Genomic DNA, 13,902 nt, shown 5'->3' with positions numbered 1-13,902 from the left:
CCCTCGGATTTTAATATTCGCCAGGGCAGCGGAAATCTTTCAACATCTCCACGACCAGTTGATCTTTGAAAGTTATCCCTTCGATCGCAAGGTCCGCACGTCTGGAGTCCAGCGAATAACGCAAAATCAGTTCATCAGAACCGGTTAAGGAAATATCGCGGGCGCTATCCAGCCAACGTAAAAGCGACCAGGGACCGCTAAACGTCAGCGACGAATTCCCGGTTGCGCCCCCTGGAGCCATGTACATCGTCGTTTTTGATACGGCGCGCGACGTCGGCCAGACGATCGACGCCGATGAAACCGGTCCGTGCGCATAATTCACCTGCTGGCCGTCAAAATTCATATTGAGCTGCGTAATCGCCGGATCCAGATGCTGAACCGAAATATCAAACGCGAGCGCTAATTTTCGGCCGTTCTCTCCCTGGAAAAAGGCTTCGCGAATTTCCGCCGCCTGCTCAAAAAAAGCCAACATATTCGCATCATCCGTCCCGACATCGCCTTTATAGCGCCACGGCTGCGAAGAGGTATCGACTTTATTGGCGAGGTGTTTTTTGTAATATTCGTCAACCAGGCCGCCCACCGCGAAAAAGCGCTCAAAGTCCGCGCGTTTCACTTCACGCGAGGTATCGGCAAACGGATAACGTTCCTTCAGGGTGGCGCGGCAAACCTGCCCGATGCTCTCTTCAATCCCTTCATTGCTTCTGGCGATAGCCTCCTGACTGGCGTGATGGTAAACGCTGTCCAGCAGCGGCCCCACCAGCTGGCTCAGCGGATCGGGCCAGGTGCGCGATTCGGCGCTAATTTTCAGGGCGGTATTCGGCAGCGACGGCGAGTTACCGTTTTTCAGCGCATCGTCGTAGATCACAAACAGCGTATACTGTTCGCTTAACGCCTCCATCAACTTGCCAAGTTCCGCGCCGGTCATCGCCGGGCTTCCCTTCTGCGTCAGTTCCTGCCTGCCGGTGGCAAATTCCCTCAGCGGAGCGAACTGGTTATCAACCCGCTCCCTGAGCAACTTCTTTTCCATGCTGGCATAAGCGAGACTCACCTTCTCCGCCGCATTCAGAATCCGGCCTTTAGTGCTGACGTTATCAGGCAGCGATTTTTCATCGTTTTTCGCCAGCGTCGTCTCCTTTACGATGCGCTGAATGAGATTCACCAGCGGCGAATGGGAGGCGCTGAGCGTACGCAGAATATAGATATTTGCCGCGACGCCTGCGCTGCCGTAATCCTGCGTGATCACATTCTCTTTAATACGAATATTGCTCAGAAAATCCTGCCAGCGCCGGGTATATTCATCCAGATAGAGGGCGAGAATTTGCTGCTGCACCGGGTTAACCAGCGTGCCGTCGCTGCCGACCGCCACCTTTGGCGGCGCGGCGTCCGGCTTCGCTTTCCCCAGCACCCAGGCATCCTCACGCTCTAACAGCATCAGCCCCGGACCCATTTTTTTTTTTAAACGCCTCATAATAGCCGGCGCGGGTAAAAAGGCCGGGAATGGCGCCTCCACCATACTCATCGCTCAGGGTAAACAGGTCGCCGCCCTGGGATTTCGCCATTTCACCGAGAGTTAAATCCCCCGGCGTATCCTGCGCCAGCGAGGCTTTGATACGCCCATAAAGACGGCTGGCTAAGTCTTCGCGTTCCAGCATCGCCCGCGCATATTTCACCAGCCCTTCATCCGCCTCCTGACCAAAACGCCGCCACTCAGGCACCGCAAAAAGCCGGGTCAGATGCGAGACAAAAACCTGTCGCTCTTCATAGGGCTGGAGCTTGCCGGTTTGCTCCCACACTTGGGTAATGCTGACGATCATCTCTTGCTGATCGAACTTGCCCTGACCGGTAACCTGCAGATAGAGCTTTAACAGGTTGTAGATGCGCGCCGCGTCACCGCTTTCAATCGCCTCCTGTAACGACACCGCCACCTGCTGCTGGATCTGCGGCAACAGCAGCCGTTGCAGGAGATAGTGATAGAGCGAATCCGATGCCGTCGCCACATCCGTGCCGGTATACAGCCCATAGCGCCACGACAATATCGGGTTCAACACATCCAGCGTGCCGTAATCCGGCAGCGAGTGTGAAAGGGCCAGCAGGCGCGGCAGCATGACGTCATTCGTCGCTTGGTTGAAACGGTTAACTTCGCCGCGCAGCGCGGCGACTTTCGTCTCGATGGCATCCAGATAACCGCTGTTGTTGCGATAGCTGTTACAGAAGCCGTTCAACAAAATAAAGGCGATCGCCATGCATAGCGTATGGCCAAGGAAGCGTTGCAGGCGGTACTTTGACTGGTTAGCCTGGTTATAGCGCGCCAGATGCAGATCCTTAACGATCACCTCGCTAAAGGGTTGTTTAAGAAAATATTGCCGCCCGTAAGAAACATCGTTAACCAGAAAATCCTGGTCGTCTGACTTCGCGCTCAGCGACGCCATCACCTCCGGCGACTTATGCCCGACATAGTTGGCCCAGTGACCAATCACGCTCTGGTTATTCAGCAGGTTAAAATCGATCGGCTGATGGCTGCTGCTAAAATAGATACCGCGCAGCTGGGTATAGCTTTGCGTTTCATCGTAGCGGGAGGCAAAAAAGATGTTATGCGCCACTTCCGCAACCATGCCGGAAAGCAGGTGAAAGTCCTGCGGCAGCGCGTACATCTTTTTCCGATCCCGATGGTCGTACTCCTCCTGCTGACGCACGATCATCTCTCGCTCCAGACGCTCCTCAAGCAGGGAGAACTCTTCGGCGATCTGGCTACGTAGCCCCGGGACGGAAACGCTTTTGGCGTCGCCATAAGGGAACGTCACGCCCCAGACCTGCTCGCGTTCCTGATCGGTCAGGATCCTGAAATATTCGGTAAAGCCCGGTAACTGATCGAGTTTCGTCACCAGCACGTATACCGGAAAACGCACGCCGAGCGTCTGACGTAGATCCTCAATTTTTGCCCGCAGGCTGGCCGCCAGCTCAAACAGTCCGGCTTTATTGCGGCACATCACGTCGGCGGCGGAAAAGGACAACACCACGCCGTTAATCGCTTTGACCGGACGGTATTTTTTCAGCGCTTTCAGGAGCACGCGCCACTCGCTGAGGTATGTTTCCGGCTCGCTGATGTATTTCCCGGACGTGTCAAGCCAGATAGCGTCGTTGGCGAACCAGCACTCGCAGTTGCGGGTGGGTGAGGCAGGCTTCCCGACCTGATTCAGCTGCTCCGGCAGCGGGAAATTCTGACCGGACGCCAGGAGCGCTGACGTTTTGCCAGCCCCGGCGGTCCCGATCATCATATACCAGGGCAGTACATCCAGCGGCTTACGCGCCAGGATCGCGCGCTGGAAAAAAGACAGCGTACCGTGGCTTTTATTCACGTAGTTGACCGCATTGCTAATGGCCGCCATCACTTCCTGGCTGTTATCGTCCGCGACCGGCCCCTTATTGCGGGCAAACTTATTAAGCAGCGCCGGGTTGTCTTTCAGCGCCAGCAGTAATAACCATAAGCCGTATAACAACGCGACCAGCAAAATAGCGGCAACGATCGCCAGCCTGACGCTCACCGGCGCAACAGGCCAGCTTTCGCCCACCAACAGGAAGGGGCCAAATACCCAGACAATGACGCACAGCGTCGCGGTCAGCGCAATAAACGCGGGCCAGCCCAGCCAGAAACAGGTCAGACAAAACGCCGCCAGCAGAATAAAAATAATGCGCGACTCTATACTTTGCAGAGGACGAGAGTCACCAAATCCAAAATACGGCCCCAGGAACCAGATGGCGGCGATCAGTAACGCGACACCAGACACAATCAGCAGCGTCTTCATAAAGCGCGTGGTGAAGACTCTATTTAAATAAGACATTGTCGTCCTCGTTAATACGTGACAAAAAACTCGACACGGCGATTCTTCGCCCTTCCCTGAGCCGTCGCTTCGTTCGCCACGGGTTGACTACTCCCCACGCCACGGACTTTCACTTTGCTCTCCGGCAGCCCGGCCGCAATAAAATATTGCGCCACTTCCGCCGCGCGTTTTTCCGACAGCGCAACGTTATTGGGCAGGCCTGGCCGACTGATCGGGGTGGCGTCCGTATGGCCGACAATCAATACGTCGCCGTTCACGCGTTGGACTTCGCTGGCGATACGTTCAATAACTTTCACCATCTCCGGCTGAACGCGGACAGAGCCGGACAGGAACAACGCATCCCCTTTCAGCACCACTTTGCTCTGCTTCTGGTTCTCATCCACGCTGAGAAGCTGCTGCCTGATTTCGTTACGCAGCAGCACCGCCAGCTTCAGACGCATGGCAGGTTGCACCACGGGCACGCTGAAGTTTTGCATGGCATAGATGTCATTAGTGATGCCGTCACTGCGCGACAGTAACCAGAATTTGCACCAGAGAAACGACGACACCACCAGTACGCCAGCGCACAGCGCGCTTAGCCGCACGGGGATCGCCAGCTTCTCGCGCGCCGCAGGTCCATGCGGTTGCAGCCCATGCGGCGACAGCGCGGGCGGCGTGGTGTTTCGCGTGCTTTGGATCAGGGTCAACAGACGCTGGCGAATTTTGCTGAGCTGGCGGTCGCCATCTTCAATAATGCTGTAACGCCCTTCAAACCCCAGCCCCAGAATGCGCAGCAACACCTCCAGCACATCCGCGAATTCAGTGGGATTCATGGAGAGACGGCCAACCAGCAGAAAGAATTTATTCCCTCCGTCGTTATCTCCTTCAAAGTGGTTCAGCAGGTTACTCTGCGACCAGCCCGCTTCAAGCCCCCATGCCGTGGTATGCGCCGCCTCATCAAGCGCGGTACAGAGGCAATAACGCACGATCGCCATCTTTTTCCACGGAATATTCACCTCGTCACAGACAACGCCGAACAGCGTGATCTGACTTTTGAGGGTGTTTTTGAGGATTTCGACATGGGTAATATCGTTAATCTGCTCCGGCATATCGCCAAGCGCGCGCAGTAGCGGTTGCGCGGCTTCCAGCAGCGGATTTTCCGCCGCCTTCACGCGTAAGATCCGCTGCTGCACGCTTTCGCTTTTCAGTGCGTGTTCACCACGCGCCGTATGCTCGCCAACAGGCCCGGTTTCCTCTTTCGACGTCGCTTCCGGCTCCTGTATCCACTCCCCCTGTTCATCCAGCAGGAACCTACCCAACGCCTGCGGCGAACTCCCCTCATCCTCCGCCGGTTCCGCGGAGAGTTGCAGGTTAAGATCGTCTTTCATCAGTTCCTGATTCCCCAAAGTTCCATCTTCAGGCCAGGGAACTCACCCGCAATATGCAGCGCCAGCGCGCCGATGCCTGAAATCTTGTCCCAGAAAGGCCCCTTTTTGAGCAGTTCAAAATAGACGTAACCCGTGCTGTACGGGATCTGACGCGGCGGTACCGGCAGCCCTTGCAGCGCCAGGCCCGGCAGGTGCGATCGAACCAGTTCATGGAGCTGTTGCGGCGCGCTGATTTTGGCCTGCGCCTGGAATTGCTGCAGCAACACATCCATCGGCAGCTGCGCATGAACCGCCAGCACCAGGTTTGAGAACGAACACAGTTCGTTCGGCAGCATCGAGGCAGCCCAGACGCCGTTGCCTTTGGCCTGCAGGTCAATAAGCTGCCCGGCCCGCACCAGGATCTGGTTAAGCAGGTCATGCACATCGTCGACCAGGGGACGAATGGAAGGATAAAGGCTGGCGTGGTCATAGCCCGGCGCGCTCCTGGGACGACGCGTTTTGGTGCGCACAAAAGTCGAAAGCTCACCGGCCAGCTTCGCCAGCTCTTCGTAAAGCATGATAGGCGGGAGTTCCGGAATATGGCGCAGGTGATCGAGAATCGGCTCGTATTTATTGAAAATCTGCAACAGCAGATAATCCGCCACCTCCGAGCTGGCGCTGGCCTTGCCGTCGGACGCCGACAGGCGGTGCGCCAGCATCCCGGCACGCATTTTGACCAGGCCATTAAGATGGGTAAGCCATTCGCTCAGCAGCGGATTCGCCGCATAGCCGGTGACGGGCGGGATATAATCGTCCAGATGCAACAGCACGCTGCCATCAGGCTGAATCGCCTTGACGCGGGTCAGCGGCAGGCCAATCCACGATTCGGTCATTTCCGTTTGCGACATCAGCCTGAGCCGCAGTTTGGCCAGTTGAACCGGCTTCGGCCCCTGGCGAATCGCGTTGGTGTCGCACAGTTCCGTCTCCTGCGCGCGAAAACGCGCCAGCGAACTGACGTCATGCTGGCTGAAGATAGTTTCATCGCTATTATCAAGGCGTAACGGTACCGCCAGATAAATCGTCTTGCCCAGATGTTCCGGCAAAATCGTTAGCGGCTCGGGTAAATCGGCGTGATCGGGCACATCAAACGGCGTACCGTCCGGCAATACGCCGCGCGCGGCACGCAGCACCAGCTTGCCATACGACAGCGCCTCGCGGTCGATTTCATACTGCGAGAATCCCCAAAAAAAGGGGCTCAGGGTCGATGCTCTTTTATGTGCGTAGTATTCAAAATAGCGTTCTTGCTGTTGAAAAAGCTGCGGACGAAGAAACAGCCCTTCACTCCAGACGACTTTATTCGTTCTCACGGTTTAATCCATTACTTTAATTGTTATTGCTGTTTTCTGGAAACGCGCATTCAGCTCAAGCGAATCATCGCTAAAGAAACCCGGTCGCCACCACGATTTTTTCTTTACGGGCAAATCCCAACTCGCCAGCCAGAGAGAATAATTAAGGCTGCGATAGGCGCCAATGAAAGCAAGACTGCGTGTAGAACCGTCTGGTTTAATCAGAATGGTGCGCGACTCTCCGGGTTGTAAAATCGCTTCATAGACTTTTGACGCTGCCGCCTGTACACGTTTACTGGTCCCCTCAACAATTTCATAAAAGTCCGCATTGGTTAAAGCATCCAGATCCTTGACGTTATAAATAAATATATTGAGTGGCGCCGGTTCGCCCATTTCATTTGGGTTAATATCGCTTGCCGCCAGCAGATTTATTTTTATTGCATCGCCATCGCTCGCCGGACGGCTGCTTCCACTACAGGCGACTAAAAAGAGTGACAGTAAAAAAACGGTTGTTCTCTTAAGTACGCGTTTTATTTCTTTTCCGCTAAGCATACGTTTCCACTCAATCCATCCGAACGACGCCATTGTGAGAAGAGTTTTGTCGCCGTAGCGGCAAAACTCTGTCTGTAAACCTGGCGTTAATTAGCTGCGCAGGTTAGCTTTTACGTCATAACTGGTAGAAATTACGCCAGATTTCGCGCCTTCGGCGTTCTGCATAACGTAATCCTGGGTCAGTTTGGTGAAGGCGAACGTCACGCGTTCACGCGGGCGTGTTTCGTCTTCGTTGGAACCTGCCGTTTCAACGCGGGTAATAATGACATCGGAGAATTTAATGGTCAGATATTCCAGCGGATCGCCGCCAGCTTTACGAACCACAAACTGAATGTCTTTAATATGCTTACCGGACAGGCAGTAGCTCAGAAGATTCGTACTGGCCTTATCGACATAGTGCTCGAAGCAAAAATCTTCAACCGTTGCTTTACCTGCGCCGCCGCCGGAACCGCTGTGCATATTTGAACTCTGCGCGCTGGCCCAACGCCAGGACAGCACTTCGATTTCATTTTTATGGGAAGCATCAAGAGATTCGCCTTCGATGCCATCAATTTTAATAAACATATCCTGAGCCATACGATTTCCTTAATTAGCTCTTATTAACAACGTTACTTAAACGGTAACGAACGAAATGAAGACAAAATATTTTGTCTTTTACAGCGCGCAGAGATCCCTGCGCAACCGCATTTTTATAAGAATAATAAAGTTATTATTCTTATAAATTCATTGACTGAATTACGCCACGTCTTTCAGCGACGGTAATTTAGCGACCATGCGTAAAGAAACGGTCAGACCTTCCAGTTGGAAATGAGGACGCAGGAAGAATTTCGCCTGGTAATAACCCGGATTGCCTTCCACGTCTTCCACCACCACTTCCGCCGCCGCCAGCGGACGGCGCGCTTTGGTTTCCTGCGATGAGTTCGCCGGGTCGCCATCGACATAATTCATGACCCAATTGTTCAGCCAGCGCTGCATATCTTCACGCTCTTTGAACGAACCGATTTTGTCGCGCACGATGCACTTCAGATAATGTGCGAAACGTGAACAGGCAAACAGGTACGGAAGACGCGCGGAAAGATTGGCGTTGGCCGTGGCGTCCGGATCGTAATATTCCGCTGGTTTCTGCAATGACTGCGCGCCAATAAACGCCGCGTAATCGGTATTTTTACGGTGAACCAGGGGAATAAAGCCATTCTTCGCCAGCTCCGCCTCGCGACGATCGGAAATTGCGATTTCCGTCGGGCATTTCATATCCACGCCGCCATCGTCGGTCGGGAAGGTATGACAAGGCAGATCTTCCACCACGCCGCCGCTCTCTACGCCGCGAATCATGGTGCACCAGCCGTAATGCTTGAAGGAACGGTTGATGTTGACCGCCATCGCATACGCAGCGTTAGCCCAGACGTATTTGCTGTGATTCGCGCCGTCGGTATCTTCTTCAAAATTAAAGTTATCTACCGGGTTAGTGTTGATGCCGTAAGGCAGACGCGCAAGGAAGCGCGGCATCGCCAGACCGATATAACGAGAGTCCTCAGACTGACGCAGGGAGTTCCACGCGGCATATTCCAGGTTCTGGGTAAAGATTTTCGTCAGATCACGCGGGTTAGCCAGCTCCTGCCAGGAGTCCATCTGCATAACGGATGGCGACGCGCCGGTAATAAACGGCATATGGGCGGACGCCGCCACCTTGCCAATCGAGGAGAGCAGATCCACATCCGGCGCGCTGTGATCGAAATGGTAATCCGCCACCAGGCAGCCGTAAGGTTCGCCGCCAAGCTGACCGTACTCTTCTTCGTAAATCTGCTTAAATAGCGGGCTTTGATCCCATGCGATCCCTTTGTAGCGCTTCATGTTGCGACGCAGGTCATCCTTGGAAATGTCCATAAAGCGCAGCTTCAGCTTCTCATCGGTTTCGGTGTTGTTCACCAGGTAGTGCAGGCCGCGCCAGGCGCTTTCCAGACGCTGGAACTCTTCATGATGAAGAATCAGGTTAATTTGCTCTGACAGCTTAAGGTCAATCTCCGCGATAATCGCCGCGATGTTTTTATAAGCATCGTCAGCCATAGTGATCGAGGTAGAGAGCGCCTGTTCCGCCAGGGTTTTCACCGCCATTTCGACCGCCGATTTCGCCTGCTCGGATTTCGGCTTAAATTCACGGGTCAGTAACGCATTAAAATCATTTTGCGTGGTGGCCTGCGGCGCGGCCTGCTTATGGTTTTGTGCTTGAGTTGCCATTTTTATCTCTCTGATTCACATTCAGGACGCGACTTCATCAGCCCGTTCAGGTTTTGGCGCCGATGCCAGGGTGTTCAACAGCGACTTGTCATTCAGTACCTTCATCACCAGGCTCTCCGCGCCTGCTTTACCGTCCATATAGGTCTGCAGATTGGCGAGCTGCGTACGGGCTTCAAGCAGCTGAGATAACGAGTCAACTTTGCGGGCAATCGCATCCGGAGAAAAATCATCCATGCTTTCGAAGGTCATATCGACCATCAGTTGCCCTTCACCCGTTAAGGTGTTCGGCACCGCGAACGCGACACGCGGACGCATGGCTTTCATACGCTCGTCAAAGTTATCAATATCGACACTCAGGAATTTGCGGTCTGCCACAGGCGGCAGCGGCTCCAGCGGTTTACCGGATAAATCCGCCAGCACGCCCATCACGAACGGCAATTCAATTTTCTTTTCACTGCCATAGATTTCTACGTCGTACTCAATTTGTACGCGCGGCGCACGATTACGTGCGATAAATTTTTGTGAGTTACTCTTGCTCATATGGATATATACTCTTTAATCACCGTTTATGTATAAATCATGACTGGTCTGATAATTAACGTTCAGATAATTCGCTGATTCCACTCCCTGTTATTTATAAACAAGCTCGACTCCCGATACCGTCTGGACTTTGCCGGCAGTAGGCGCTGAGTCGCCCTTCGCATAATAGCTCGCTAAAAATCTATGGCTTAATGGGTCCGCCGTGGCGGAAATAAGGTAATCCTGTCCTGAGGTCGCATCATCAATAATGACCTGCGAGCTGTCTTCTTTACGTAATCTGATCTGAACATTTTTGCTCATATCCGGTCCTGTATCGTTAATAAGGTTTCCCGTCACGGTATCCGCGCCGGAGACGCTGCTACTGAAAAACACCGTTACGGTCCTGCTGGCCGGACACTCTTTTAAGGTGATATTAAAAGGTACGCTGCCCGCTTCGCTGCCATTGGTCCGCAGCGACATAACCGAAATTTTGGGCAATGTGACGACTTCATTATTACTACCATTATTAATCTCTACGACACAGGTTTCGTCGGTATAGGTGCCAGTAAAATAAACGTCCATTGAGTAATTAACGGCACAGACGCAGGTCGCCTGGCTTCCCAGCAGAGCGAGAAAGAGCGCTTTTTTGATCAATGGCATACCACCTCCACCTGCGTAATCGAACCGGCCGCTTTACTTATTTTTTTAGCGATATCATCGCTGGAATAAATCGTGCACAGGCGATCGCCAGATGCGTTTTTCACATATAAATGACTGTTCCCGGCCTGCCAGCCGCGAATAAACGCCATGCCGCCCTGTCCAATAATGCCCAGGCTATTATCCTGTTGGTCAAAAATATCCGCGCCGATAGGTAAAGGCTGCCCTTTCCGATCGCGGACAATTAATACCGCAGGCGCCCCCACCTGCGTTTTAATATTTACTTTCACCGCTGCGCCCATTCGCGGAATAACCGTGCTTTCGCTTTCCAGCACATCCACATTATCAGGCAGACCCACGGTGTTCACCGCAATGGTGTTTTCACGATAGGGCGTGAGCGACGGCACAACCGCAAAGCCGCGGGAATCGATGCGTGAACCATAGCCGTTCAGCATCCTCGCCCCTTCCGCGCCCGGCGCCTCAATCAATGCAAACGGCGCATCGCCCAGCCGCGGCCCCGCCGTAATGCCGCCGCTGTGCGCCACCACGCTGCCGCTTGCCGACAGCGAGAGCTGACGCGTCTTATTCCCCACCGACGCGGTCGCGCCCAACTGTCCTGACGGCGAGTTGTAATTCACGTTACCATTGAACGCCGTCTGCGTTGACGTATCCCGCGCTTTACTAAGCGAGGCGCCCACGCCGTAGCTCAGTTCATTCTGTATGCCCTGGCTACCGATGGCATTCATCTGGAATCCGCTGCCGCCGTTATTGTCATGCCTGGCGGTGGAGTAGACGGTACTGAATAATGGTTTTTCTGTGATGCTACTTCCCAGCGGCACGTTGACGGACAGCATCACATTATTCACGTTCCGGCCGTCGCTGTTATATGACCGGGAAGCCGACACCGACCAGGAGAAATAGCGCTCGGACTGGTTATACGAAACCATGTACTGGCTGGTCGACGGGCGATCGTCCCAGTAGTTATAAAAATTACCGGAAAGATTTATCCTGCTGTCGTTCCATAATGGCTGACCGATGCTCATGGTAAAGCGCTGCCGGGTGCGGTAATCCACCAGATAATCATTATTTCTGACGCCATAGCGCTCCAGCGCCGCATCGCGAAGGCTGTAAAATCCCGTTGATGAGTATCGGTAAGCCGCCAGCGTGACGTCTGTCGACGTGATATCCAGGAGCTTACTAAAACCAATATTAAAACTGTTGCCGGAGGAAACCTTGCCGCCGCCGAGTTCGCTGCGCGCGCGGGTCGCATCCAGCGATATGCCCCCCAACGGGGTATTAAACGCGTTCCCCAGCCCTACCGCAGCGTAGTGATCGGCCAGCTGACCACCGCCGTACAGGGTATACATATTGCCAATGCCATACTGATAAAAGCCCTGGGCAACCCCCGGTTCTTCGGCGAGCGCATCGTCCTGCAACTTGCCGGCGGTTACGCCAAAGCGATTAACGCCAGCGTGCAGCAACATCGGCGGCGCCGAAAAGGGCACGACCTGCGTCCGCTGGCGTCCATCCGCCTCCGTCACCGTCACCTGCAAATCACCGCCATATCCCATTGCGCCAATGTCGCTCAGTTCAAACGGTCCCGGCGGCACGGTAGTCTCGTATAGCGCCTGCCCCCGCTGCGTCACCTGTACTTTGGCGTTAGTTTCAGCGATGCCGCGTACCAGCGGCGTGTAATAACGTAAGCCTTCCGGCAGCATACGGTCGTCAGACTGTAGCTGGATCCCTCTCACCGTCATGCTGTCGAACAGATCGCCGCTGGTCGAGCTATCGCCCAGCGTCAGCTGACTTCTGAGCGCCGGAACGTCGCGCTGCAGATACGTCATGATGGAGTGGGTATGCGTTGATCCCGTACTGCTCCAGTTGGTGTTCAGCCGCTTGCGAAATCGCCAGTCATACAGGTTCAGCCCCATCATCAATCCCAGGTTGCCGCTGGCGGATCGATCGTTTTCCCCGCCGGAGTGATTGACGTTCTGCTGAGCATAGGCATTGGCGTTATAGTCCAGCACCCCCGCCAGGACGCCAGAATCCCACGAGGCAGGATCGGTATAACCACGCGGGAACTGCACTATATAAGCCTGCGGAATAATCAGATTGAGATAAAAATCGCCGGACAAATAATTCGCGCGCGCGCCTTCCCCCCACTCATCCACCATGGCGCATTGCCCGCTGTCTGACGCCTCAGGTTTGGCCGTCACCTTAATGCCCAGACGGCTCAGTTCGTCATAGGTGAAGCAGGGCTGGGCGCTAACATTGTCGTTCACGGGTTTAAACAGCACCTTACGCTGCCCCCGGCTCAGGCCATTGACGGCGACCTGCACCGTATGCTCCCCCGCCGGCGCCGGGTTACCCTCGTAAAAACGAGAAACATCAACGCTAAGACCGTGAATAAACGCGCTGTTAAATTTCACAACGTCGTTTTTATCGCTGGTTGCCCGCTCGCCAGTGCCGGTATGCGCCAACACGGAAACGCTGGCTCCTAAAGAAGCAATAAGAATATGGCGTATCACCGCCGCCATTTTCGATTCACGGATTGCGCGGCGTGCATGTTTTTTTATCTCTTTCGGCTTCACGTCCTTGTCTCCCCCACTACGCGGCTCAGTGTTTAATTATTCCTTTATTGACAGGGTGTTACCCGTTGAATGGGTCAATTGATATTTAACAACGCCGCCGTAATCGTTAATCAGGCGGACCTCAACGCTACTAATTGTTGCTGGCGTTTTATTTTTACTCTCCAGGACAAATTCTTTACTGCCAAACGGCGGGATCATATTCGCCACCAGAGGATATTGTGCGCCCCCTGAATAAGCGATCGCCGAATCAAATGAAAAGTAATAGGGTGTAGGGTTGCTCACTTTAATCCCCCGGGCCGGGCTAATGATTTCCCAACGCAGTTTTTCAAATTCACTGGCACTGCTACTCTTTAATGCGGTCGGACGATAAAATATTTTAATACGGGTTCTGAACGCCAGTTCCAGACGATCGGTGTCTTTTAACTTTTCATTCAGCGGCGGAATTTCCAGCATATTAAACCAGTACACCGACTCCCGATCCTGCGGCAACGGCATACCATTATAAATAAGACGTACACTCTGTCCTTTACCAGGCTCTACGCGATAAACGGGCGGCGTAGCGGTAAAGGGCACTTTAATATTATTAATGTCGGTGTTTTTATTGCCATCATCAACCCAGACCTGAACCAGTGTCGGTGTGTCATTTTTATTATTCGTTCTCACCGTTTGCTCTTTTTCAGAACCGGGAAAAATGACCCGAGTACCGAATATAGTCATCCCGGCAAGGGTACTGTGGGTTGCCAGTGAGAAAAAGAGAAAAGCATTTAATAATACTGCACGTTGATATTTCATAGTACTGCCCCGCAGGTAATACGGT

General features: G+C 53.8%; 11 protein-coding genes. All 11 read right to left on the bottom strand.

Translation table 11 applies throughout. The annotated features are described in order from the left end of the window. Positions 1-10: 10 nt before the first annotated feature. Complete coding sequence (locus K7R23_RS12660) at positions 11-1,468, bottom strand: type VI secretion IcmF C-terminal domain-containing protein (protein ID WP_232796076.1); 1,458 nt, start codon at positions 1,466-1,468, stop codon at positions 11-13. Continuing rightward, complete coding sequence (tssM, locus tag K7R23_RS12655; protein WP_231851563.1) at positions 1,416-3,839, bottom strand: type VI secretion system membrane subunit TssM; 2,424 nt, start codon at positions 3,837-3,839, stop codon at positions 1,416-1,418. Before tssM ends, K7R23_RS12660 begins: the two co-directional genes overlap by 53 nt. An 11-nt stretch (positions 3,840-3,850) precedes the next feature. Further along, on the bottom strand, positions 3,851-5,206 hold the full coding sequence (gene tssL, locus K7R23_RS12650; RefSeq protein WP_012906931.1) for a type VI secretion system protein TssL, long form: 1,356 nt from the start codon (positions 5,204-5,206) through the stop codon (positions 3,851-3,853). Continuing rightward, positions 5,206-6,552, bottom strand: a complete 1,347-nt coding sequence (tssK, locus tag K7R23_RS12645) for a type VI secretion system baseplate subunit TssK (RefSeq protein WP_012906932.1) — start codon at positions 6,550-6,552, stop codon at positions 5,206-5,208. The genes tssL and tssK overlap by 1 nt, the downstream gene beginning before the upstream one ends. A gap of 3 nt (positions 6,553-6,555) precedes the next feature. Then, a complete protein-coding gene (gene tssJ / locus K7R23_RS12640) occupies positions 6,556-7,083 on the bottom strand; it encodes a type VI secretion system lipoprotein TssJ (RefSeq protein WP_012906933.1) in 528 nt (175 codons plus the stop codon). A 90-nt stretch (positions 7,084-7,173) separates the two neighbouring features. Continuing rightward, a complete protein-coding gene (locus K7R23_RS12635) occupies positions 7,174-7,659 on the bottom strand; it encodes an Hcp family type VI secretion system effector (RefSeq protein WP_012906934.1) in 486 nt (161 codons plus the stop codon). Between the two features lie 159 nt (positions 7,660-7,818). Beyond that, positions 7,819-9,318, bottom strand: a complete 1,500-nt coding sequence (gene tssC / locus K7R23_RS12630; RefSeq protein ID WP_012906935.1) for a type VI secretion system contractile sheath large subunit — start codon at positions 9,316-9,318, stop codon at positions 7,819-7,821. 21 nt (positions 9,319-9,339) lie between these two features. Further along, positions 9,340-9,858, bottom strand: coding sequence for a type VI secretion system contractile sheath small subunit (gene tssB / locus K7R23_RS12625; RefSeq protein WP_012906936.1), 519 nt, complete (start codon positions 9,856-9,858; stop codon positions 9,340-9,342). Positions 9,859-9,948: 90 nt separating this feature from the next. Then, a complete protein-coding gene (locus K7R23_RS12620; protein WP_012906937.1) occupies positions 9,949-10,497 on the bottom strand; it encodes a fimbrial protein in 549 nt (182 codons plus the stop codon). Next, positions 10,488-13,085 carry a fimbria/pilus outer membrane usher protein gene (locus K7R23_RS12615; RefSeq protein WP_024132819.1) on the bottom strand — a complete coding sequence of 866 codons (2,598 nt, stop codon included), beginning with the start codon at positions 13,083-13,085 and terminating at the stop codon, positions 10,488-10,490. The genes K7R23_RS12620 and K7R23_RS12615 overlap by 10 nt, the downstream gene beginning before the upstream one ends. A gap of 36 nt (positions 13,086-13,121) precedes the next feature. Further along, positions 13,122-13,877, bottom strand: coding sequence for a fimbrial biogenesis chaperone (locus tag K7R23_RS12610; RefSeq protein WP_012906939.1), 756 nt, complete (start codon positions 13,875-13,877; stop codon positions 13,122-13,124). Positions 13,878-13,902 lie beyond the last annotated feature (25 nt).

Source organism: Citrobacter rodentium NBRC 105723 = DSM 16636 (assembly GCF_021278985.1).
Classification (GTDB): Bacteria; Pseudomonadota; Gammaproteobacteria; order Enterobacterales; family Enterobacteriaceae; genus Citrobacter_A; species Citrobacter_A rodentium.
The sequence above is the reverse complement of the archived record's forward strand: the minus strand, read 5'-3'. Positions and strand labels throughout refer to the sequence as shown.

What these genes read in the sequence shown, in the direction of transcription:
- K7R23_RS12620 (WP_012906937.1), bottom strand. Translation starts at nt 10,497, where the DNA reads ATGCCATTGATCAAAAAAGCGCTCTTTCTCGCTCTGCTGGGAAGCCAG.
- tssJ (WP_012906933.1), bottom strand. Translation starts at nt 7,083, where the DNA reads ATGCTTAGCGGAAAAGAAATAAAACGCGTACTTAAGAGAACAACCGTT.
- K7R23_RS12610 (WP_012906939.1), bottom strand. Translation starts at nt 13,877, where the DNA reads ATGAAATATCAACGTGCAGTATTATTAAATGCTTTTCTCTTTTTCTCA.
- tssL (WP_012906931.1), bottom strand. Translation starts at nt 5,206, where the DNA reads ATGAAAGACGATCTTAACCTGCAACTCTCCGCGGAACCGGCGGAGGAT.
- tssC (WP_012906935.1), bottom strand. Translation starts at nt 9,318, where the DNA reads ATGGCAACTCAAGCACAAAACCATAAGCAGGCCGCGCCGCAGGCCACC.
- K7R23_RS12660 (WP_232796076.1), bottom strand. Translation starts at nt 1,468, where the DNA reads ATGAGGCGTTTAAAAAAAAAAATGGGTCCGGGGCTGATGCTGTTAGAG.
- tssM (WP_231851563.1), bottom strand. Translation starts at nt 3,839, where the DNA reads ATGTCTTATTTAAATAGAGTCTTCACCACGCGCTTTATGAAGACGCTG.
- K7R23_RS12635 (WP_012906934.1), bottom strand. Translation starts at nt 7,659, where the DNA reads ATGGCTCAGGATATGTTTATTAAAATTGATGGCATCGAAGGCGAATCT.
- tssB (WP_012906936.1), bottom strand. Translation starts at nt 9,858, where the DNA reads ATGAGCAAGAGTAACTCACAAAAATTTATCGCACGTAATCGTGCGCCG.